Origin of the sequence: Sphingomonas sp. HMP6, assembly GCF_013374095.1 — a bacterium.
In the GTDB taxonomy this organism is placed as follows: Bacteria; Pseudomonadota; Alphaproteobacteria; order Sphingomonadales; family Sphingomonadaceae; genus Sphingomonas.
This window is the reverse complement of sequence record NZ_AP022672.1, coordinates 1518478-1538746: the sequence shown is the minus strand read 5'-3', so window position 1 is coordinate 1538746 and position 20269 is coordinate 1518478. Positions and strand designations below refer to the sequence as shown.

General features: G+C 64.2%; 24 protein-coding genes. 13 read left to right on the top strand and 11 right to left on the bottom strand.

Features of this window, described 5'->3' with window-relative positions; translation table 11 throughout:
- Positions 1-20: 20 nt before the first annotated feature.
- Positions 21-533, bottom strand: coding sequence for a GNAT family N-acetyltransferase (locus HMP06_RS07690; RefSeq protein ID WP_176496565.1), 513 nt, complete (start codon positions 531-533; stop codon positions 21-23).
- A 99-nt stretch (positions 534-632) separates the two neighbouring features.
- On the opposite strand from HMP06_RS07690, the gene HMP06_RS07685 reads away from it, so the two are divergent.
- Genes HMP06_RS07685 through HMP06_RS07675 form a run of 3 tightly spaced genes read left to right on the top strand, consistent with a single transcriptional unit; the run spans position 633 to position 2016 of the window.
- Positions 633-1265, top strand: a complete 633-nt coding sequence (locus HMP06_RS07685; protein ID WP_176496564.1) for a glutathione S-transferase family protein — start codon at positions 633-635, stop codon at positions 1263-1265.
- A gap of 59 nt (positions 1266-1324) precedes the next feature.
- A complete protein-coding gene (locus tag HMP06_RS07680) occupies positions 1325-1696 on the top strand; it encodes a dihydroneopterin aldolase (protein ID WP_176496563.1) in 372 nt (123 codons plus the stop codon).
- On the top strand, positions 1693-2016 hold the full coding sequence (locus HMP06_RS07675; RefSeq protein ID WP_176496562.1) for a Rossmann fold domain-containing protein: 324 nt from the start codon (positions 1693-1695) through the stop codon (positions 2014-2016). The genes HMP06_RS07680 and HMP06_RS07675 overlap by 4 nt, the downstream gene beginning before the upstream one ends.
- 9 nt (positions 2017-2025) lie before the next feature.
- On the opposite strand, the gene HMP06_RS07670 is transcribed toward HMP06_RS07675, so the two are convergent.
- A complete protein-coding gene (locus tag HMP06_RS07670) occupies positions 2026-2736 on the bottom strand; it encodes a hypothetical protein (RefSeq protein WP_232089913.1) in 711 nt (236 codons plus the stop codon).
- Between the two features lie 366 nt (positions 2737-3102).
- On the opposite strand from HMP06_RS07670, the gene HMP06_RS07665 reads away from it, so the two are divergent.
- The 5 genes from HMP06_RS07665 (at position 3103) to HMP06_RS07645 (ending at position 6196) form a co-directional block, all read left to right on the top strand.
- On the top strand, positions 3103-3765 hold the full coding sequence (locus HMP06_RS07665) for an energy transducer TonB (RefSeq protein ID WP_176496561.1): 663 nt from the start codon (positions 3103-3105) through the stop codon (positions 3763-3765).
- A gap of 64 nt (positions 3766-3829) precedes the next feature.
- The gene (locus HMP06_RS07660; protein WP_176496560.1) at positions 3830-4618 is read left to right on the top strand and encodes a MotA/TolQ/ExbB proton channel family protein; all 789 of its coding nucleotides are present in this window, start codon (positions 3830-3832) and stop codon (positions 4616-4618) included.
- A gap of 95 nt (positions 4619-4713) precedes the next feature.
- A complete protein-coding gene (locus HMP06_RS07655) occupies positions 4714-5196 on the top strand; it encodes an ExbD/TolR family protein (RefSeq protein WP_176496559.1) in 483 nt (160 codons plus the stop codon).
- A gap of 30 nt (positions 5197-5226) precedes the next feature.
- Positions 5227-5655 carry an ExbD/TolR family protein gene (locus HMP06_RS07650; protein WP_176496558.1) on the top strand — a complete coding sequence of 143 codons (429 nt, stop codon included), beginning with the start codon at positions 5227-5229 and terminating at the stop codon, positions 5653-5655.
- A 181-nt stretch (positions 5656-5836) separates the two neighbouring features.
- Positions 5837-6196: a tetratricopeptide repeat protein gene (locus HMP06_RS07645; RefSeq protein WP_176496557.1), complete on the top strand. Its 360-nt coding sequence runs from the start codon at positions 5837-5839 to the stop codon at positions 6194-6196.
- A gap of 43 nt (positions 6197-6239) precedes the next feature.
- Here HMP06_RS07645 and dcd read toward each other — a convergent pair whose 3' ends face one another.
- The 7 genes from dcd to HMP06_RS07610 form a co-directional block, all read right to left on the bottom strand.
- On the bottom strand, positions 6240-6794 hold the full coding sequence (dcd, locus tag HMP06_RS07640) for a dCTP deaminase (protein WP_176496556.1): 555 nt from the start codon (positions 6792-6794) through the stop codon (positions 6240-6242).
- A gap of 109 nt (positions 6795-6903) precedes the next feature.
- Positions 6904-8061 carry a serine hydrolase domain-containing protein gene (locus HMP06_RS07635; RefSeq protein WP_176496555.1) on the bottom strand — a complete coding sequence of 386 codons (1158 nt, stop codon included), beginning with the start codon at positions 8059-8061 and terminating at the stop codon, positions 6904-6906.
- A 10-nt stretch (positions 8062-8071) separates the two neighbouring features.
- Positions 8072-8536 carry a cytidine deaminase gene (locus HMP06_RS07630; RefSeq protein WP_176496554.1) on the bottom strand — a complete coding sequence of 155 codons (465 nt, stop codon included), beginning with the start codon at positions 8534-8536 and terminating at the stop codon, positions 8072-8074.
- Positions 8533-9222 carry a GH25 family lysozyme gene (locus tag HMP06_RS07625; protein ID WP_232089912.1) on the bottom strand — a complete coding sequence of 230 codons (690 nt, stop codon included), beginning with the start codon at positions 9220-9222 and terminating at the stop codon, positions 8533-8535. Before HMP06_RS07625 ends, HMP06_RS07630 begins: the two co-directional genes overlap by 4 nt.
- Positions 9223-9250: 28 nt before the next feature.
- Positions 9251-9733 (bottom strand): UPF0262 family protein, encoded by a 483-nt coding sequence (locus HMP06_RS07620; protein ID WP_176496553.1) that lies wholly within the window; start codon positions 9731-9733, stop codon positions 9251-9253.
- Between the two features lie 120 nt (positions 9734-9853).
- Complete coding sequence (locus HMP06_RS07615; protein ID WP_176496552.1) at positions 9854-10165, bottom strand: hypothetical protein; 312 nt, start codon at positions 10163-10165, stop codon at positions 9854-9856.
- Complete coding sequence (locus HMP06_RS07610) at positions 10162-10359, bottom strand: hypothetical protein (protein WP_176496551.1); 198 nt, start codon at positions 10357-10359, stop codon at positions 10162-10164. The genes HMP06_RS07615 and HMP06_RS07610 overlap by 4 nt, the downstream gene beginning before the upstream one ends.
- A 90-nt stretch (positions 10360-10449) precedes the next feature.
- Between HMP06_RS07610 and HMP06_RS07605 the strand changes: the two genes are divergently transcribed.
- Complete coding sequence (locus HMP06_RS07605; protein WP_176496550.1) at positions 10450-11067, top strand: S24 family peptidase; 618 nt, start codon at positions 10450-10452, stop codon at positions 11065-11067.
- Positions 11068-11313: 246 nt separating this feature from the next.
- Positions 11314-12852 carry a PAS domain-containing sensor histidine kinase gene (locus HMP06_RS07600; protein WP_176496549.1) on the top strand — a complete coding sequence of 513 codons (1539 nt, stop codon included), beginning with the start codon at positions 11314-11316 and terminating at the stop codon, positions 12850-12852.
- Positions 12853-12947: 95 nt separating this feature from the next.
- Here the strand turns inward: HMP06_RS07600 and HMP06_RS07595 are convergent, their stop codons facing one another.
- Positions 12948-13130, bottom strand: a complete 183-nt coding sequence (locus HMP06_RS07595; protein WP_176496548.1) for a hypothetical protein — start codon at positions 13128-13130, stop codon at positions 12948-12950.
- A gap of 183 nt (positions 13131-13313) precedes the next feature.
- On the opposite strand from HMP06_RS07595, the gene HMP06_RS07590 reads away from it, so the two are divergent.
- From HMP06_RS07590 to HMP06_RS07580, 3 genes are read left to right on the top strand one after another with little or no spacing between them, the layout of a single operon-like run.
- On the top strand, positions 13314-13526 hold the full coding sequence (locus HMP06_RS07590; RefSeq protein WP_176496547.1) for a hypothetical protein: 213 nt from the start codon (positions 13314-13316) through the stop codon (positions 13524-13526).
- A gap of 44 nt (positions 13527-13570) precedes the next feature.
- On the top strand, positions 13571-15559 hold the full coding sequence (locus tag HMP06_RS07585) for an autotransporter assembly complex protein TamA (protein ID WP_176496546.1): 1989 nt from the start codon (positions 13571-13573) through the stop codon (positions 15557-15559).
- The gene (locus HMP06_RS07580; RefSeq protein ID WP_176496545.1) at positions 15556-19722 is read left to right on the top strand and encodes a translocation/assembly module TamB domain-containing protein; all 4167 of its coding nucleotides are present in this window, start codon (positions 15556-15558) and stop codon (positions 19720-19722) included. The genes HMP06_RS07585 and HMP06_RS07580 overlap by 4 nt, the downstream gene beginning before the upstream one ends.
- Here HMP06_RS07580 and HMP06_RS07575 read toward each other — a convergent pair.
- Positions 19716-20120 (bottom strand): PIN domain-containing protein, encoded by a 405-nt coding sequence (locus HMP06_RS07575; RefSeq protein WP_176496544.1) that lies wholly within the window; start codon positions 20118-20120, stop codon positions 19716-19718. The genes HMP06_RS07580 and HMP06_RS07575 overlap by 7 nt on opposite strands.
- Positions 20121-20269 lie beyond the last annotated feature (149 nt).

Genomic DNA, 20269 nt, shown 5'->3' with positions numbered 1-20269 from the left:
AGGCGGCATGCGAGGTAAAGTCAGGCAAGTACCGTAATTCGTGGCCCCAGCAATCCTGCGCCTTCCGGCACAGCGCGCCCACGCGCGAGCAGGCGGTGGCGCTCGACTGGGCCGGGGATGCGCCACTGTGCGGTGCGCGACGCGTCGAAGCCGAAGAACCGCCCATAATATTCAGGATCACCGATCAGGGTGATGGCCTCGGCCAACCCCGCCGCCTCGGCCGAATCGAGCGCATGAGCGGTCAGTGCGCGGCCGATGCCGCCTTGTTGCCGGGCAGGCTCGACCGCGACCGGCCCGAGCTGGATCATCGGCACATCATTTCCGTCATCGCCCTCGAAGCGGATCGGCCAGCATTGGATCGTGCCGACCAGCGCGCCGCTCTCCATCGCCGCAAAGCTGAGCTCCGGTATGGCCGCCACGCCGGCCCGGATCTGATACGCAGTGCGCAAATGTCGATCAGCACCAAAGGCTCGGTCGAGCAACTGCTCCACCAGATCCGGGGCGATATCGGCAATCGGCACGAATTCGATCACGGGCGTTTCCTTTTCCGCGATTGGCCGGCCCCATAGACCGCGCGGGCCGCGCGCTTTAGCCTGCACGCCTGTTAACGCAAGCCGAATGGAGGTGCCGCCATGAAACTCTATGACGCCGTCTGGGCCCCGAGCCCGCGCCGGGTGCGGCTCTACCTGGCGGAAAAGGGGATCGAAATCGAGCGCGTGATGGTCGATCTGCGCAGCGACGAGCAACTCGGCGACGCCTATTTGCGGATCAATCCGCGCGGCGCGGTGCCCGCCCTCGAACTCGATTCTGGCGAAGTGATTTGCGAATCGTCGGCAATTTGCCGCTATTTCGAGGCGTTGCAACCGCCGTCTCCGCTGTTCGGCGAGACAGCGCTGGACATTGCGCGGATCGAATCGTGGACCCGCCGGATCGAGCAGGAGGGCTATGCCTCGGTCGTCTACGTCCTGCGCAACCAGCGTGAGGCGTTTCGTGATCGTGGAGTCGCGGGCAAATGGCCCGCCGTCCCGCAAATCCCCGAACTGGCGGAGCGCGGCACTATCCTGTGGCATGCCTTCATCACTGCGCTCGACAGGCATTTGGCCGGGCGCGCGTGGATCGCGACCGATGCCTATAGTTTCGCGGACATCTCCGCGCTCATCACGGTAGACTTCGCCAAAGCGGCCAAGCTGGCGGTGCCCGAGGGCCACGCAAACCTCCACCGCTGGTATAAAGCGGCGGCGGCGCGACCGAGTTCTGCCGCGTGACGGTTTCCCTTCCCGGTACATCTGCTATGGCGCGCGCCGATACCGATGGAAGGCTCGCTTTGAACGACCGATTGACGCTGAACGTACACGACCTCGAAGTGCTGGTCCTGACCGGCATCTATTCGGAGGAGACGCACCTGCCGCAGCCGCTGCGGATTTCGCTGACGGTCGATCTCGACGTGCCCGCGCGATTCGAGCCTGATACGCCACTCAGCGAATCGAAGAATTACCTCGACCTCAAACATGCCGCGACCACCGCGCTGCCCGTGGGCGTGCATTTTAAGCTGGTCGAAGCGGTCGCCGATCACATTTGCGAAACGCTGTTTCTGCAGGACAAGCGCGTGGCGCGGGTCGAGTTGACGATCGTCAAGCTCGCCATTGCCGAGGCCGGCGAAGCGATCGGCATCACGCTGGTGCGGAACCGCCGTTGAGGGACGCGCTTGAGGCGGTGCTGGCGGGCAGGGCGGCTTTGGCGTTCCCGCGCGCCGCCGCGGATCTTGCGGGACTGCGTGCAGCGGCGGGCGAGTCCGAGTTGCTGCTGCTGATCATCACGCCTGATGTTCCCGCCATCGACCGAGCGATGTTGCTCGCGGCGGTCGGTCCGCTCGCGGTCGATCTCGCGCCTGATGTGCGGATCGCCGCAATTGTTGTTGCGCCGGATGCTACGGTTGCCGACGTGGCGGAGGCGGCCGGGTTTCTGGCGACCGCCGAATCGACGACCGGCCAGACGGTGCGCATCACGCCGCGTTAAGGGATGGCGCTACTGCCGCTCGCCGCGATCACAGGCGCCCAGCGATTGCACCACCAGCGCATAATCCTCCCGCGCGATGTCCGCGTCGGGGCCGGTCGACTTCACCACGGCGTCGGGCAGGGCCGGGGGCAGGGTGCAGGCCAGCCGATACCATAACAACGTATCGCGCGGCGGCGGCGGACTGCCTTCGCCCGCCACTTCGCCAAGCGCGACCCACCAGCGCGGCGGCTGGCCGTTCTGGCGGACGATGCCGAGCGAGATCGGGCGGCCATCGGCAGTCGACAGGAAAATTTGGGTTTCACCCTCGCCCGGAATATTGCCGGGCGTGTGGAAAGCGTTGCCGATTCCCGTGATCGTCTGCGGCGCATCGGGGGCGAGCGTTTCGCGCACGATTCGGCGGGTGAGCACGTCGCCACCCGGCGTCCAGCCGCGTTGCCCGTCGGAGCGCACGAGCTGCATCTGGCCGACTGTACCAGCGACGCTGCGCGCAAAGAGGAGAACGCGGGACTTGCGATAGCGGGGCGGACGGCCGCGCGCGTCGAGCGGAACGTCGATCGTATAGCCAACCCGTGTGGCAACCGCATTAGGCGCGCGAATCAGCGCCAGCACGTCGGCCTCTATATAAAGTCTCGCTTCACCAGGCTGAAGATCGGGGGCGTTGATCGGTTTTAGCCGGATTTCGCTGCGGACAGTCGCGTCGATGACGACAGGTGCCGCCACGACGAGGTCGGCATAGTCCGCATACGGCGGGGCAGGCAGTGCAGATTGTTGTGGTATTGTAACAGTTTGCTGGCCACAGAGGGCGCTTGTGGGAAGGGCCGCGAGAAGTGCCGCCAGCGCTGATTTAGGAACGTAGATCATTGCTAAGCGTTACTCGTCCGTGGAATTTTTATATAGAAATAATTCTGCCACGCGCTGGTTGTACGTTTGTTGCGTGAGACAAAGCGTTTGCGTCGTGGTTTTGAGCGCGATAGAGGTTGGGCCTGTCCAGGATATAAAGTCGCCCAAGTGACAAGCCGGATTACGATAGAACGTGACGGATCGGCCTTGAGCCGTCGTGCCGGAAAAGAGGAGTTTCGTTTCTGAATGGCTTACGCTGATCGCAATACAGGTGGCAGCCGCATCGTCTCGATCGTGATCGTCTCGATCGTCGTTGCGGTGCTCTGCTATGGATTCGTCAACGGTTTGACCTTCTCCTACGTGAAGAAGATGACCGAAAAGCTTAACACGTTCGACGTGGTCGAGCCTCCACCCCCGCCGCCGGAAACGCCGCCGCCACCGCCGCCGGAGCAGCCTCAGTTGCAGACTCCGCCGGTTGTGTCGCCGCCGCCGATTGTGCGGGTGCAGTCGCCACCACCGCCGGTGTTTAACCAAACCCAGATTCCGCCGCCGTCTCCACCCCAGCCGCTGGCTGCGGCGCCGGCCCCGGTTCCTGTTCCCGCTCCGCCTGTTATCAGCCGGGCGGCAGGCGCAAAGGGTGACCCGTCTGCGTGGGTTACCACGGACGATTATCCCTCCGACGCCCTTAGCGCCGAAGCCCAGGGTACGTCGCGGATCAAATGGGAAATCAACACTGCCGGGCGTGTCGAAAATTGCGTCGTCGTCGCTTCGAGCGGCAATTCGTCGCTCGATCGTGCAGCGTGTTCGAACATTACCCGCCGCGGTCGATATACGCCCGCCCAGGATGCATCGGGCAAGCCCATGCGATCGTCTTCCGGCCGTAACGTCGTTTGGCGTCTGCCCGAGTAATTAATGCCAGTTGTGCGGTACGCCCGTCGGCTGCCCCAATTTTTTCGAGAAGGAACCACCTCTGATGTCCACGCAAATCCTCGCCGCCGGTGCCAGCGCCGCCGACCAATTCGGCGTTTTCAACGCTCTCGCCCAGGGTGGCGCGCTGACGATCGTCACCGCCAGCATCCTCGGCATCATGCTGTTCGGTTCGCTGTACATCCTGTTCACGAAGCTGTTCGAGCAGCAGAAGATCATCAACCAGGGGCAGCGCGTTCGCTCGACCTTCTGGACCGCAAACTCGCTGCGGGAGGGTGCTGCCAAGCTCGAGAAGAATTCCGCTTACAAGCAGATCGTCGACGACGGCATCTATGCGCAGGAGCAGCATTCGCGTCTGACCGATCCGGTCGAAGCGCATGATTGGGTCCACGGCTCGCTCGCACGGTCGGAAGCCGCGATCAACTCGCAGCTCGGTGGCGGTCTTGCCTTCCTCGCGACCGTCGGCGCAACCGCACCGTTCATCGGTCTGTTTGGTACCGTCGTCGGCATTCTGCGCGCTCTGATCAAGATCGCACAGTCGGGCGATGCTTCGCTCGATAAGGTTGCAGGCCCGGTCGGTGAAGCACTGATCATGACCGCAGTCGGTCTGGTCGTCGCGGTTCCCGCAGTGCTCGCCTACAACTTCCTGCAGCGCCGCAATAAGGGCATTTCGGAGCGCCTCAGCGCCTTCTCGAACGACGTGCTCGGCTATCTCGCATCGGACGGCGCAGTTCGTCCGGTTGTTGCCGGCAAGCCTGCTGCTGCCAAGCCCGCTGTTGCAAAGCCCGCGACGACGACCGCTGGCCAAGCCGGTGGTGTGCAGACGCGCGTATAACAGCCTATGAACGGGGTCGCCGAGCCGGCGACCCTGCTTCCCTCGTTGTCCGGATCGACCGGGCGGCATGAACGACACGAATAGGATGGCCTTTCATGGCGATTAGTGCAGGCGGCGGCGACGACGACGCCCCAATGTCCGACATCAACACCACGCCCCTGGTGGACGTCATGTTGGTGATGCTCATCATCTTCCTGATTACGATCCCTGCGATCGTTCAGACGGTGAAGGTGAAGCTGCCAGATGTCCGCTACATTCCGACGGAAACCAAGCCGGAGAACGTCTCGCTTTCGATTACGAAGGATGAGGGCGGCAATTGCTTGGTTTTCTGGGGTGAGACGCGCGTGACGCATGAGGAACTCCTCAAGCGCTCGACTGACAAGCTCAAGGAAATCGTCGACAAGGCTGGCGGCGCGGACAAGCTGACCACCGATGATCTGCCCGAGGCACACATCCGTGGTGACGTCGATACGCCGTACCGCTGCATCGGTGGCGCGATCTACACGATGCAATCGGCTGGTTTCGCCAAAGTCGGCTTCATTTCGCAGCCGCCTGCCGTTGGCGGTACCCCATCGTAATGCGTGCGCTAGCACCAAGGAGTAATTGATATGGCAATCAGCACCGGTCGCGGTGATGACGAGCCAATGATGGACATGAACACGACGCCGTTGATCGACGTCATGCTCGTGCTCCTCATCATGTTCATCATCACCATCCCGATCCAGACGCACGCGGTGAAGGTCGATCTGCCGATCAATGACCCGAACCAGGTGAAGCCGCCGATCGACCCGCAAAAGAACAAGATCGTCATCCAGCCGGACGGCGTCGTCCTGTGGAATGGTGCTCCGACCGACGGTGCGACGCTGCAGCAATATCTTGTTGCGACCAAGGCGTTGAACCCTGAACCGGAGCTGCACTTCCAGCCCGATCCCGCGGCGCGGTATGAGAAGGTCGATCAGGTCCTGGCGATCATCAAGCGGTCCGAAGTGACCAAGCTCGGCTTCATCGGCAACGAGCAGTTCCGCAACGATTTCTAATCGTCAGCGTCCCATATCTGCAGATCAGGGCGGTCCTTCGGGGCCGCCCTTTTTGTTTGTGCGGTGCTCCTCCGGGCTAAGGAGAAGTCCTGATCCAAAGGCTCTTGCCTCCTTTTCATATAAGTGACACAACACTGTCACAAATATGAAACCGTATCGTCACGGAAGGATTGGAGGCTTTATGAAAATCGCTCGCTTTGGCTGCATCGCCGTCGCCGCCGCACTTTTCGGCTCCACCGCCGCTATGGCCGATGAAGGCAATGGCGCGGTCCAGATCATGCAGGGTGATTACGCGTCCGCAGAGCGGATCATCCAGGCGCAAGCCAAGATCTTCCCGGGCGACCCGGACCTGCTGCTGAACCTGGCGTCGGTCTATCGCCACACCGGACGGGCGAGCGAAGCGCGTGTGCTGTATCGCGCGGTGCTGGCGCGGCCCGATGAATTGATGGACCTGGCCAACGCCGCAGAGCCGCGCACGGCGCATACGCTGGCCAAGGTTGCGCTTGGCAACATGGACACGACGCAGCTTACCGCACGCTGATGCAGCGACGCCGCGCGCGTGTCGCGCGGCGGATTGCCGTGTGTCAAAGCCGGGGCAAGGTTACGCCACGTTGGCCCATATACTTCCCCGCCCGGTCGGCATAGCTAACCTCGCACGGCTCATTGCCCTGCAGGAACAGGAACTGGCAGGCACCCTCATTGGCGTAGATTTTCGCGGGCAGCGGCGTGGTATTCGAGAATTCGAGCGTGACGTGCCCCTCCCAGCCTGGCTCGAGTGGGGTCACGTTGACGATGATCCCGCACCGCGCATAGGTCGATTTGCCGAGGCAAATGACCAGTACGTCGCGCGGCACCCTGAAATATTCCACCGTACGCGCCAAAGCGAAGCTGTTCGGCGGGATGATGCACACGTCGGTCTTGCGGTCGACAAAGCTGTTGGCGGCGAAGTCCTTCGGATCGACGATGACGCTGTCGATGTTGGTGAATACCTTGAACTCGTCCGAGACCCGCGCGTCATAGCCGTAGGAGGACAGGCCGTAGCTGATGCAGCCGTCACGTTTCTGGCCATCGACGAACGGCTCGATCATGCCGGTTGCGAGCGCCTGCTCGCGGATCCAGCGGTCGGACAGGATGGACATTGATGGGGCTCCCTCTGGCTACGGCTTTTTGCCGTTGCGGGACGATTGGGCAAGCGCAGTTTATCGATGATCCGCGCGATGGGGTCGACGGACGTTCAGGAGGGTCGCATCAGGGGCGCGTCCAAGGTTGATCGCCATATTCCCAACGCCAGGGCGCACCGGTTTCGCCAAGGATGCGGCGCACCAGCGCCGGAAACATCGCCTCCGCCCGGACATCATTCGACAGGATGACGACGCAGCGCGCGCCGCGTTCCAGACAAACCCAGATGTTGCCGGTCGAGTCATTGTGCCCGCCCTTGTAGAATCCCGCGCCCTGCGGCCCGGTGAAGGTAACGACGCCGAGTCCTGCAGCGAGGCCCTTGACGCGCGCGGCTGGTGGCAGCTCGGGCTGCAGTGTCGGGAACTGGCTCGCGGTTGTGATCGCCAAGTGCGGCCGCAGCATCTCGGCCCGACGCGCCTTGCTCAACCCTTGTGAGCGCATGAAGGCGGCGGCGAAGCGTGCGAAGTCGGCGATCGTCGTGTCCATCGATCCCGCCGCGCGCACCTTGCTGCGCGCGTCATGCGGCTCGACCGTGCCATCTGTCGTCCAGCCATCGGCCAGGTTTGCCGTGAAATCGGGCCGCCAGACCATGCTCGTCGTCTTCATGCCGAACGGCGTGAACACGCGGGTCTGCATTTCCTTGCCAAGGTCGAGGCCAAGCCCCTGTTCGAGCACGAATTGCAGCAGGATCATCCCATCGCCCGAATATGCGTAGCGGCTGCCGGGCTCGAAATGGATGTGGAGCTTGCGGTCGGGTTCGAGAAAACCGAAATTGGCGAAGCCGGCCCCGTGTTGCAGCAGGATGCGCGGGGTCAGTTTGCGCCAGCGCTCATCCCCCTTAAGCCCGCTCCAATCGGCGTAGCGCTCTCCTGCGTCGGCATAGTCGGGCAGCGGTTTCTTCAGATAGGTGGCGATCGAGGCGTCGAGGTCGATGCGCTTTTCCGCAGCCAATTGAAGAACGGTATAGGCGAACACCGCCTTGGTGAGCGAAGCACCGTACATTACGGTATCCGACGTCAGCGGGTCGCCCGTGGCATTGCGCGCGCCCCAGGTCCTGACCGAGACGATCTTGCCACGATCGATCAGGGCGAGCGCAATGCCCTGCGCGCCCGTCTCCGCCATGCCGGCACGCACCTCTGCATCGAGCGTGGCGAGCCGGACTTGCGCGCCGACAGCGATGGGCGAGAGCAGGAGTGCCGCCACGAGAAATGCCGCCGATACCCGCATGTCTTCCCCCCTACAGAATGGCGCCCAGTCCCAGATCGGCCGGACCGAAAGCGTGCGGCAACAATTCCGACAGGGCGTAGCGTTCGATCGCATCGCCCTCAGCCGCGCCACAATAGACTGTCACGTCGCGGCCGCCCATTTGCGCTGCTTCGTTGATCACCTGGCGGCAGCGCCCGCACGGGCCGACCGGGGCGGTGCCGGTCGGACGCCCTGCATTGTCCATCGCCCCGCCGATCACCCCGATCGCGACCACGCTGCGCAAATCACCTGCGCTGCTGACGGTGGCAAGCGCGACCGTCTCGGCGCAGAGCGACAGGCCGTAGCTGGCATTCTCGAAATTCGCCGCCGTCACGATCCGCCCGTCGGCCAACAGCACCGCGGCACCCACCGCGAAGCGCGAATAGGGGGCGTGGGCGTTCAGCGCCGCGCCGCGTGCCGCCGTGATCAGGGTCCGGCCGATTTCGTCTTCAGTCATGGTGCCACCACATTCCAATGGACCGGCCCTTCGATCCCGTCGATTCGCCGGATGCCACTCGCTTGCCACATCCGCCACGGTCGTGCCGGATATTCCGGCGGGAAGAAATCCTGCACCGCCCAGACCGGGCGCGGCAACGCCGCCGTCACGCCGTACGCCGCCTCGAATGGCTTGCTGACCTTGAGCAGCACGGGCTTGCCGGTATGCGCCTCGACCATCGTGAGATAGCGGCGGAGCTCATCGAGCACGACGCGCGGTTCGGGGCGCGAGGTGCAATCCATTGCGAAATCCACCTCGACCGCAGCGGGCAGGGCGTCCGGCGTGCGCGGTACGGTGGTGTTGAAGTTATTGGCCTGGTCGGCAGCAAGCTTGCAGAGCGAGTAGCTGTGGATCGCACCGCGGCGCATGCCGGTTTCATACACTCCGGCCCAATTCGCCTCGAACCGCGGATCGCGGATGTTGGCCCCGCTGGTCGCGCGGACATACGCGAAATCCGCACCGCCCTTGTGCACCGCCCACCAATCGACCGGGCCGTTTGCGTCGGATACGTCGACGCCCTGGAACGGAAAACGGTCCGACGGACGCCAGCCATGGACCAGCGTCATCAGCGCGACGACGGCCAGCGCGGCGGCTACGATCACCGCCAACACCAGGCCGAGCCGGCTGTTCCACAGGCGGACACTCACCGCTTCGACCCCCGCATTCCGACCCAAATCACGCTTTGATGTGCAACACGCAGATCAGCGTGAACAACCGGCGGGCGGTGTCGAAATCGATCTCGATCTTGCCCTCCAGCCGCTCCTGCAACAGCGCCGCCGCTTCGTTGTGGATGCCGCGTCGCGCCATGTCCACCGTCTCGATATGGTCGGGTGTCGCATTTCGAATCGCCTGGTAATAGCTGTCGCAGATCGCGAAATAGTCTTTGATCGGGCGGCGAAAACGCCCCATTCCAAGCACATAGGTTTCGAGGTGCGTATCATCCTCGCGGTGGATCGCGATGCCGAGCCGCCCTTCCTCGACCGCGAGCTCGATCTTGTACGGCCCGGTATAGCCATCAGGATACGCCTTTTGCGGCGCGAATTGATTACCCTCGATCAGATCGAAAATCGCGATCCGGCGCTCTTGCTCGATATCGGCCGAGCGCCACAGGATGGTACGCTCGTCGAGGGTCACGGCAATGATGCGCGGATCGGACATCGCATAGCCGTAGCGGGGGCGGGCGCGGGGGACAATCCATCCGTAAAGTCGCATGAGTCACATCATCGGCGGGTGGTGCGGGCGCTAAACTCACATAGAGTCGCACCGTCGGGATGTTTGTCAGGTCTCGACGGTCAGTGCCTCCACGTGCGCGGTGGCGCGTCCGGCGGCGCGGATGACCGATACGATCGCGAGATCAGCGACGAGATGCCCGCGAATCGGCAAGTCCGCTTCGGGGAGGCCCGCGAGCCAGTGCGCGAAGGCATCGTCGTCGGGGCTGTCGAGCGCGAGGCGGTGACGGGCACCGATAAAGGTGGCGCTTGCCCAGCGCGAGGATTCGGCCAGCAAGAGCGTGACCGCGCACCCGGCCCGGCGCGCATCGCGCTCGATCGCGCGGCGGACCAGCGTTCCGGCATCGGGTCCGCGGCTCATGGCCGTTGCTCCGGCGGCGCGGCAACGTGCGCGGCGAGGAACGCCTCGATCCGCCGCACCATGCGCGGCCCCGGCTCGCGCCCGCGCCGCAGATCGTCGACCAACCGCGGATCGCTTACTGCCAGACGCCCGAACTTGGTCCGCGGCATTGCGGTGGCCTTTAGATAGCGATCGATCTTCACCAACACCGACATGCCCTTCGCTCCTTCGATTCGCTCTATTGTTCTTGATCTGTTCCATTTTCCAACTTGTCTAGGAAATTTCCTATTGCTATCGTGTCGGATATGGACGGGAGCGATCCTCGCGCGCGATTACAGGCGCTGATCGATGCCGACGGGGTCGGCTATGCCGCGCTGTCGCGGATGCTGCGGCGCAACGACGCCTACCTGCAGCAATATGTGAAGCGCGGCACCCCGCGCGTGCTGGCCGAGCGCGACCGGGCGTTGTTGGCGGCCTATTTCCGGGTGGACGGGGCCGAGTTAGGCGGACCGGCGACGCCGCGCATGACGACGATTCGGCGGCTGGATGTCGAAGCCTCGGCCGGGCCGGGGGCGCTGTCGGGCGATGATCCGAGTGCCGCGCCGATGCTGCTCGACCCGCGCCTGATCGAGACGCTGGGGCTGGACCCGGCGCGCGCGGCGATGCTGCGCGCGCGCGGCGATTCGATGGAGCCGACGATCGCCGATGGCGATCATATCGTGGTCGATGAACGCGATGTGCGGGTGACGGCGAGCCCGGCAGTGTTCGTGCTGCGGGTTGAGGGCGCGCTTTTGGTGAAGCGGGTCTCGCGCGGGGTCGGAGTGTTGCACGTCGTGAGCGATAATGCGGCCTATCGGCCGTTTGTGACCGCCAGCGCCGATATCATTGGTCGCGTGGTGTGGCTGTCGCGGGTTTTGCGGTGAGAGCGTTGTTGTCTGGTGGTGGGGAGCATGCCTGCGTGACGCCCAGGCACGGGCTCGCGACTGGCAGAGAGTGGCGGGATCTCAGATCAAGATGCTGCAGCCACAATATTGTTACGCAACTGTTATGATCCTCTTGAAGGCATGATCGGTGCAATAGCCTCGTGCAGCGCGAATTTGGCACGTTAGGCGAATACCTGCCAGGTACCACCGATGGACAGTGTACCAGTTTATGCCTATCGGTGTATTATGGTCACGAGTGATAGCAGCATCGAAGCCGTTTCAGAGGTCGACGACTTAAAGCAGCGGCTTGATACGTTTATTGTTGCTGGCGAAACGACTCATATGGCAATGACGTTGACTAACGCTAAAGTAAAAGACAGTCCTATTGTCTTTGCAAATGATAGTTTCTTGAAGCTGACCGGTTACACGCGTGAAGAGGTGCTGGACCGCCCGATTATCGAGATCCTTACGGATATGACCGATTCGGCGGCGACCAAGAGAATCGAGACTGCGCTAGCGCAGGGGTTTGATGGCACTTTGGAAATAGAGTGCCGGAGAAAAGATGGTAAAATCTTTCTCGCTGCAATTTACATGAGCGCCATCCGCGATAAAGCCGATAAAATCGATCAACACTTTATTTCGTTGGTCGACTTATCGCGGCATGTTGAAAAACTGGTTCAGCAGCGGAATGATTTGTACGCAGTTTATCGGCATGCTCCGGGATTTATTTCGACATCCAACGGGCCAGACCATCGATTTACCTTCGCGAATGAATCCTATTTAAAGCTCGTGGGTCGGCGGGGGTTGGACGGGCAGACCGTGGTCGAAGCGCTGCCCGAGATCGTCGAGCAAGGCTTCGTCGCCTTGCTCGACGAGGTCTATACTACGGGGCGACCGTTCAACGGCCGGGATATGCCGATCTCGCTCCAGCGCAGTGTCGGCGAGCCGCTTGAAATACGCTATGTCGATTTTGTCTATCACCCGGTGCGCAACGCGCAGGGCGTCATCGAGGGCCTGTTCTGCGAAGGACAAGACGTTACGGATCGTCATCGCGCGCTGGACGAAGTCACCGCGCTCCAGAATGAACTGATCCACATGTCCAGAAACAGCGCCATGGAAACGATGGCGAGCACGCTGGCGCATGAACTTAATCAGCCCTTGGCCGCAATCGCCAATTACACTGCCGCCTGTCGACACCTGGTCGATAACTCCACAGAGCGCGCTGGCGCTCTTGTCAATGCGTTGGTCGCCATCGGCGAAAGTACGATGCGAGCGGGCGACATCATTCGTCATTTGCGGGACATGACCAAGCGAGGCCACACCGAAAGAACGCTCTTCGACCTTAAGGAAGCCATCCGCGAGTGCCTCCAGTTCGTTCGTGTTAGCGCTGGAGAGGGTGTCATCCTCGACGACCAGAGTGTCGGAGGCGTGGAACTCGAGGCTGACCGTATTCAGGTCCAGCAGGTCGTAATGAATCTTTTGCGGAATGCCTGCGAAGCGGCGGTGTCCTCGCCACAAGCGCGGGTCACAATCTCGACGACGATCGCTGGAGGTGTTGTGACCGTTTCGGTCCACGATAACGGACCCGGGGTGCCGGACTCGGTGGCTCGGTCAATGTTTAACGGTGTTCAATCCGCCAAGAACGACGGGATGGGTATAGGCCTTTCGATCTGTCGGACAATCATCGAAGCGCACAATGGCCGCATCTGGCTGCAATCCAGCGGCAGCGGCGGCTCCTGCGTGTCCTTTGCGCTACCGCAAAAAGTTGCACAAGCGATCGCGTAACGGACGGGGATGGTGCGACATCTGGTTGCACACGGGACGGGCCACTGAAAGTGGGTCAGCATCCAAGATCGGCGGCCGAACCCCCGAATTCGGCGTCATTTTCGCAAATCCAGCAACCACATTAAACACGAAATCACTACGCCAGCCCCAAGCCCGATCAGAAACCCGCGCGTCGGGCCGATCACGGTGAACAGGCCGATGGCGGTGCCGAGGATCGAGCCGATCGCGATGAGCGCGCCGCCGGCGAGGGGGTAGCGGGGTGGGGAGGTGCGTGCCATGATTCGCGCTCTGCCATGTCCCGCAGCAGGACGCCAGCGTCCCATGGCGGGAGCGGCGGGCCATGCTGCGAGAGGGCATTAACCGCTACGACCCGCCGCTCCGCGTGATTTCCCGCGATCTGGCATGAAGCGTGATGGACTGCCCGCGTCGCCCACGCCCGGGCGCGTTCTCGCGGAGTTTCAATGTCGTACATGCCGTATCTCGCCGACCGGGCCGAACTGACCGATGCCACCGATTTGATCACGATGTTTGGCGACGAAGCCGGGCTGGAGGCGGCGGCGCGGGCGGACCGGAGCCGCGATCTGGGCAATTACCTGCATTTCTGTCGCTGGCGGCAAATCGAGCGGCTGATCATCCTGCTCTCGGTCGAGCGCGCGGTCGGCACGGTTCATTGATCCGAAGCATTGCCGGAGTCGCGCCGTCCCCCTAGGACGGGGGCATGGCGTTGTCGGTCGAGCGGCGGGGCGCGTTGCTGGTCGCCGTCGGAATTTTTTATGTTGGATGCGCCCCGATCGGTGCCGCGGCGCAAGTGCGCCCGGCCGATCCGTCTGCTGCGCGGCCTGCGGCGACCCCTTCCACATTGGGCCAGCTCGATCCGCAATCGCCGATGGCGGCGTTGCCGGGGCTGGGCGTCGCCTGGCCCGATCTGTCGAAGGCACCCGAGGAACCCGTTGATCCGCAGGCGCAGACCGCGCTGACCGGCGACACGCGCTATGACTATCGCGTCGACGGCATCGATGCGGTGGCGAGCAGCTTGCTCAAGGACCGTTTCGCACAGCTTTCGACGTTGAAGGCCAATGTGAAAGAGAGCGCCAACGCCGCGCAGCTCGACCGCCGTGCACGCGAAGATGCCACGCTGCTGACGACGCTGCTGCGATCCGAGGGCTATTATGACGCACGGGTGGCGACGCGGATCGAACCGAACGCAACGCGGCCGCTGGTTGTGCTCGATGCCGAACCGGGCGTGCTCTATAAATTTCAGGGTGTGACCGTCGCAGGGATAGAGGCGGCAGGGGACAAAGCCGACGCGTTGCGTAAGTCCTTTGGCGTGGCGGCGGGCGATGCGGTCAATTCGGATGCGGTTGCCGCGGGCGAGACGAGCTTGCGCAACAGCATTGCCGATGGCGGCTTCCCCTTCGCGGTGATCGGCGATTCGCAGATCGTGGTCGATCGCGCCGCGCGCACCGCGACGCTCGACATGGCGGTGGTGCCGGGCGGGGTTCGGCGCTTCGGAATGGTAACGATGACGTCGGGCAGCAAGCTGTTCGATGCGCGGCACGTGCAGGACATTGCGCGCTTCACGCCGGGCCAGCCGTATGATGCGTCGGCTTTGGTCGATTTGCGGCGCGCGCTGATCCAGACCGGGCTGGTCTCGACGGTCAAGGTCGAGCCGGTCGAGGGCAAGGAAAGCGGCACGGTCGATATCGCGGTCGGGCTCGAACCCGCGCCGCCGCACACGATTGCGGGGCAGCTCGGCTATGGCACCGGCGAGGGCGCGCGGGCGGAGGTGAGCTGGACGCATCGCAATCTGTTCCCGCCCGAGGGTGCGCTGACGCTGCGCGGGGTGCTCGGCACGCGCGAGCAGCTTGCCAGCGTGATCTTCCGGCGTAACAATTTCCATGGGCGCGACCGGATTTTGACCGGGTCGCTGACCGCGTCGAACCTGACGCGCGATGCCTATCAGGCGCGCACCTTTGCGCTGGCGGGGAGTCTGGAGAAACAGACCAACATTTTCTTCCAGAAGAAATGGACGTGGTCGTTGGGCGGCGAAGTGCTGGCGTCGGAGGAGCGCGACGTCGACGCCTCGACCGGCGCGCCGCGGCGGCGGACCTATTTCATCGGCGCGTTGCCGACGACGCTCAGTTATGACGGATCGGACGATCTGCTCGATCCGACGCGGGGGTTCCGGCTCAGCGGGCGGTTGTCGCCGGAGCTGTCACTGGAGGGCACTGCATTCGGCTATGCGCGGGTGCAAGTCGATGCGAGCGCGTATCGCACGGTGGCGACCGGTGCGGTGCTCGCCGGGCGTGTGCGGCTGGGGACGATCGCGGGCGCGCCGCGCGATGCGGTGGCGCCGTCGCGGCGGTTCTATGCCGGTGGCGGGGCTTCGGTGCGCGGTTATAGCTATCAGGGGATCGGCCCGCGCGACCCCAACAACGTGCCGATCGGCGGGCGCAGTCTTGCCGAATTCTCGATCGAGGCGCGGGTCAAGGCGTTCGGCAATTTCGGCCTGGTACCGTTCCTCGACGGCGGCAACATCTCGACCGGCACCTTGCCGAGTTTCAGCGACCTGCGCTTCGGCGCGGGTGTCGGCGTGCGCTACTATTCCAATTTCGGGCCGATCCGCATCGATGTCGGCACACCGCTCAACCCGCAACGCGGTGATGCGCGCGTCGCGGTCTATGTATCGCTGGGTCAAGCGTTTTGAGCGAGGACGCGGCCCCGCCCGCACCGGCGCCGATCAAGCGCCGCCGCTGGGGGCGGATTGTTGTCGCAGTGCTGGTGGCGCCATTGCTGCTGGCGCTCGCCGCGCTGGGCCTGATGGACAGCAGCATCGGCCACCGTTTCCTGACCGACAGCATCGCGGGCATGAAGCCGTCCAACGGCTTGCGCTACAGCATCGGGCGGATCGACGGATCAATCTACGGTAAGGCGGCGCTGATTGATGTGCGCGTGCGTGATCCCAAGGGGCTGGTGTTCTCTGCGCCGCGCGCCGAGCTCGACTGGGCACCGCTGCGGTACTTCGTCAACCGGCTCGATATCACGAGCCTGCACGTGCCGCGCGCGACGCTGGCGCGGCTGCCCGAGCTGGTGCCATCGGGCAAGAAAGGCCCGATCCTGCCGGGCTTCGACATTCGCATCGGATCGCTGGCGATCGACCGGTTGATCGTTGCGCCTGCCGTTACGGGCGTACAGCGTACCGGGCGCATCCGTGCGCGCGCCGACATCCATGCTGGCCGCGCCTTGGTCGATCTGGCGGCGGTGGTGGCGGGGAGCGACATGCTGCGCGTTAAGCTCGACGCGGAACCCGATCGCAACCGGCTCGAACTCGACGCGCACGCGCGCGGCAGCGCTACGGGCGTGCTTGCGAAGCTGTCGGGCTTTGCCAAGCCGATCGCGCTCGATGTTTCGGGCAAGGGGACTTGGGCGGCGTGGCGGGGGGCTGCGGTGGCCGATGTCGGTACAGTGCGACTGGCCGATCTGACGGTGTCCAATCAGGCGGGCCGCTATGCCTTGTCGGGCGTGCTGACGCCATCGCCGCTCGCCAAGGGCAAGCTGCAACGGCTGACCGCGCCGCGCGTGCTGGTGCAGGGCGGCGGTACGCTGGTCGAGCGGCAGTTGACGGGGACGTTGTCGCTGCGGTCCGCCTCGCTCGCGGTGACGGCTGACGGGACGCTCAACCTGGCGGAGAGCGCCTTTCGCACCGTGCGGCTCCACGCGACCTTGCTCCAACCGTCCGCACTGTTCCCCAACATGACCGGGCGCGCGATCGAATTGCGCGCGATCCTCGACGGGACGTTTGCGACTTCCGCGTTCGATTACCGCCTGACCGCGCAACGCTTCGCGTTCGATAATACCGGTTTCGAGGATGTGCGCGCGGCGGGGCGCGGGCGTTTTTCCAAGGCACCGGTGCTGGTGCCGATCCGCTTCACCGCTGCGCGCGTGACGGGGGTGGGTGACGTGGCGGGCGGGATTTTACGCAATTTGACGCTCGACGGCGTGCTGCGCGTGACGTCGAAGCTGGTCACCGGCGATGATCTGAAACTGTCATCGGACAAGTTGAACGGGCGGATCAACTTGCTGCTCGATCTCACTGATGGTCGCTATGATGTTGGAATCAATGGCGGTCTTGGCCGGTACATGATCCCCGGCCTGGGCCTGGTCGAGGTTAAGACCACGCTCAAGGTCGTGCCGGGCCCGGGCGGGCGGGGGACGCGCGTGATCGGGCAGGGCACCGCGCAGATGCTGACGCTCGAAAACGCCTTTTTCCGCTCACTGGCGGGCGGGCTGCCCAAGCTGGTGACCGGGCTGGAGCGCACCCCCGATGGCGTGCTGCACCTCAACAATCTGGTGCTGACCGCGCCGCAGATCCGCATCACCGGCAACGGTATCCGGCGGCGCGACGGGACGTTCCATTTCGAGGGCGTCGGGCAGCAGGCGACCTATGGCCCGCTCACGCTCAAGCTCGATGGCAAGATCGATCGGCCGACGCTCGATCTGGTGTTCAAGCGGCCCAACGAGACGATGGGGCTGAGCGATGTCGTCGCGCATCTCGATCCCACCGCAGAGGGTTTCGCCTTCACCGCGCGCGGCGGATCGCGGCTGGGGGATTTTACCGGCAATGGCGCGATCCTGCTGCCCAAGGGGGGCGGCGGGACGATCGCGATCGCCGATCTGGCAGTGAGCGGCACGCACGCCAAGGGTGCGCTGGCGATCGTGCCCGGCGGGTTCGACGGGCGGCTGGCGGTGGCGGGCGGTGGCCTTGGCGGCGAATTGCTGTTCCGCCCGGTCGACGACAATCAGCGGATCGAGGCGCATCTCGACGCGACCGCCGCCAAGCTGGCCGACGCTGTGACGGTGCGGCGCGCGCATCTCGATATGGTGGCGTTGCTCGATCCGGCGGGGACTTCGATCGAGGCGAGCCTGACCGGTGGCGGGTTGCGACGCGGGGCGCTCGTCATCGGGCGCTTCGCGGCGCGCGCGAGCCTGCGCGGCGGGCGCGGCACCGTCACCGCCTCGATCGCGGGATCGCGTGGCCGGGCGTTCGATATTCAGTCGGTCGTCCAGGTGACGCCCGACCGGTATGAAGTGTCGGCGCAGGGGACACTCGACCGCCGACAGTTGAAGCTGGTGACGCCGGCGGTCTTCACGCGCGACGGCGATGGCTGGCGTCTGGCCGCGACCGAGCTCAGCTTCGCCGGTGGTGACGCCAAGCTGTCGGGACGCTTCACCGGTCGATCGAGCGCGATCGATGCTACGCTCGCGCGGATGCCGCTGTCGATCCTCGACATCGGCTATCCGGGGCTTGGCCTCGGCGGCAATGCATCGGGGACACTGTCTTATGCCCAAGGCGGCGGGGCGGCACCGACGGGCAAGATCGAGATGACGGTGCGCGGGCTGACGCGATCGGGGCTGATCCTGTCGTCGCGGCCGGTGGATGTCGGGATATCGGGGCTGCTATCGGCCGACCGGATGGCCGCGCGGGCGATTGCGGCGACGGGCGGCAAGACCGTCGGGCGGGCGCAGATGCTGCTGACCTTGCCCGGCGGGGGCGATCTGGCGACGCGGGTGGAGAATGCCGGGGTGTTCGGGCAGCTCCGCTATGACGGCGCGGCCGATACACTGTGGCGGCTGACCGGGGTCGAACTGTTCGATCTGACCGGACCGGTCGCGATCGGCGCAGACGTCGGTGGAACGGTCGCGAACCCGCAGATCAAGGGCGTGGTGCAAGCGAATGGTGCCAAAATCGAAAGCACGGTGACGGGCACGGTGCTCACCAACGTGCAGGCGAGTGGTGAGTTCGCCGGATCGCGCCTGACACTCAGTCGTTTTGCGGCGGACGCGGGCAAGGGTGGGCGCGTGACCGGCACGGGCAGCTTCGATTTTGCCGCACCCAAAGGGATCGGGCTCGACCTGACGGTGCAGGCCGACCGCGCCGTGATGATCGCGCGTGACGATATCGGCGCGACCGTCACCGGGCCGCTGCGCTTCCAGTCGGATGGGGCGGGTGGCACGATCTCGGGCGATTTGCGGCTCGACAAGAGCCGCTACCGGCTCGGCCAGGCAAGTGCGGCGAGTGCGGTGCCGCAGCTCAACATTCGCGAAATCAACCTGCCCGGCGGCGGTGGCGTCGAGGAGGACGACAGCCCGCGCGTGCCGTGGACACTGGCGATCAAGGCGCGCGCGCCGAACCAGTTGCTGGTGACGGGGCTTGGCTTGCGGAGTGAATGGTCGGCCGATTTGACGATCGGCGGCGCGCCGGACAACCCGGCGATTACCGGCCGCGCCGATCTGGTTCGCGGCAATTATGACTTTGCGGGGCGGACCTTCGCGCTCGAACGCGGCAAGATCCTGTTCGCGGGTGAAGTGCCGGCCAATCCCGCGCTCGATATCGTCGCGAATGCCAATGCGACCGGGCTGAACGCGTCGATCAACGTCACCGGCCCGGCGATCAAACCCGAAATCACCTTCTCCAGCGTGCCGGCTTTGCCGCAGGACGAACTGCTGTCGCGGCTGTTGTTCGGCACCTCGATCACCAAGCTGTCCGCGCCCGAGGCGTTGCAACTCGCCTCGGCGGTGGCGGCGTTGCAGAACAGCAAGGGCGGGCTCGACCCGATCAACGCAGTGCGGCGGGTAACCGGGCTCGACCGGTTGCGCTTCGTTTCGGCCGATCCGACGACGGGGCAGGGGACGTCGATCGCGGCGGGCAAGTACATCACGCGGCGTTTCTATGCCGAGATCGTGACCGACGGCGCGGGCTATTCCGCGACGCAGGTGGAGTTTCAGGTGACGCGCTGGTTATCGGTGTTGTCGAGCATCTCGACGCTCGGGCGGCAGAGCGCCAACGTGCGGGTGTCGAAGGATTATTGAGCGGCGGGGGCGGGCCAGATTTCGAGCTTAAGGCCGGGAATGTCGCGGAAATCGGGGCCGTTGATCGTGATAAGGGTCAGGTCGTGCGTGAGCGCGGTCGCGGCGATGAGGCGGTCGAGGATACGTCTGCGCGAGAAGCCCGTCGCGGCAATGATGTCACGATATCGGTCGGCGACTGGTGCGTGAAGATCAAGCACCGGCAGTATCGTGAGCAACTGGTCCAGCCGACTTCGTCGTAACGCGGCATGGGACGGATCGCGATAGACACCGCCCTCCAGCTCGATCCGCGTGATGATCGAGATGAGCGGAGGTTCGGCCAGTTTCGAGATGGCATCGACTATCGCGGGCGTCCCGTCGCGCCATTCGATGGCGACGTTGGTGTCGATGAGGAACGGCAAAACTATCGCGGGCCGTAGAGGCCCGGGCGGTCTGGGAAAATGTCGGGGTCTCGTATTTCCACCTCACCCACCGGTCCGATCTCTGCCAGCCTTTCAAGAACTTGGGCCCACGTCCGCTTCGTTTCCACATCTTCGGCCGCTGGGCGCAT

Bases quoted from the DNA above. Each gene is read 5' to 3' on its own strand.
- HMP06_RS07685 (WP_176496564.1), top strand. From the start codon at position 633: ATGAAACTCTATGACGCCGTCTGGGCCCCGAGCCCGCGCCGGGTGCGG.
- HMP06_RS07665 (WP_176496561.1), top strand. From the start codon at position 3,103: ATGGCTTACGCTGATCGCAATACAGGTGGCAGCCGCATCGTCTCGATC.
- HMP06_RS07660 (WP_176496560.1), top strand. From the start codon at position 3,830: ATGTCCACGCAAATCCTCGCCGCCGGTGCCAGCGCCGCCGACCAATTC.
- HMP06_RS07655 (WP_176496559.1), top strand. From the start codon at position 4,714: ATGGCGATTAGTGCAGGCGGCGGCGACGACGACGCCCCAATGTCCGAC.
- HMP06_RS07650 (WP_176496558.1), top strand. From the start codon at position 5,227: ATGGCAATCAGCACCGGTCGCGGTGATGACGAGCCAATGATGGACATG.
- HMP06_RS07645 (WP_176496557.1), top strand. From the start codon at position 5,837: ATGAAAATCGCTCGCTTTGGCTGCATCGCCGTCGCCGCCGCACTTTTC.
- dcd (WP_176496556.1), bottom strand. From the start codon at position 6,794: ATGTCCATCCTGTCCGACCGCTGGATCCGCGAGCAGGCGCTCGCAACC.
- HMP06_RS07635 (WP_176496555.1), bottom strand. From the start codon at position 8,061: ATGCGGGTATCGGCGGCATTTCTCGTGGCGGCACTCCTGCTCTCGCCC.
- HMP06_RS07630 (WP_176496554.1), bottom strand. From the start codon at position 8,536: ATGACTGAAGACGAAATCGGCCGGACCCTGATCACGGCGGCACGCGGC.
- HMP06_RS07620 (WP_176496553.1), bottom strand. From the start codon at position 9,733: ATGTCCGATCCGCGCATCATTGCCGTGACCCTCGACGAGCGTACCATC.
- HMP06_RS07615 (WP_176496552.1), bottom strand. From the start codon at position 10,165: ATGAGCCGCGGACCCGATGCCGGAACGCTGGTCCGCCGCGCGATCGAG.
- HMP06_RS07610 (WP_176496551.1), bottom strand. From the start codon at position 10,359: ATGTCGGTGTTGGTGAAGATCGATCGCTATCTAAAGGCCACCGCAATG.
- HMP06_RS07605 (WP_176496550.1), top strand. From the start codon at position 10,450: ATGGACGGGAGCGATCCTCGCGCGCGATTACAGGCGCTGATCGATGCC.
- HMP06_RS07600 (WP_176496549.1), top strand. From the start codon at position 11,314: ATGGTCACGAGTGATAGCAGCATCGAAGCCGTTTCAGAGGTCGACGAC.
- HMP06_RS07595 (WP_176496548.1), bottom strand. From the start codon at position 13,130: ATGGCACGCACCTCCCCACCCCGCTACCCCCTCGCCGGCGGCGCGCTC.
- HMP06_RS07590 (WP_176496547.1), top strand. From the start codon at position 13,314: ATGTCGTACATGCCGTATCTCGCCGACCGGGCCGAACTGACCGATGCC.
- HMP06_RS07585 (WP_176496546.1), top strand. From the start codon at position 13,571: ATGGCGTTGTCGGTCGAGCGGCGGGGCGCGTTGCTGGTCGCCGTCGGA.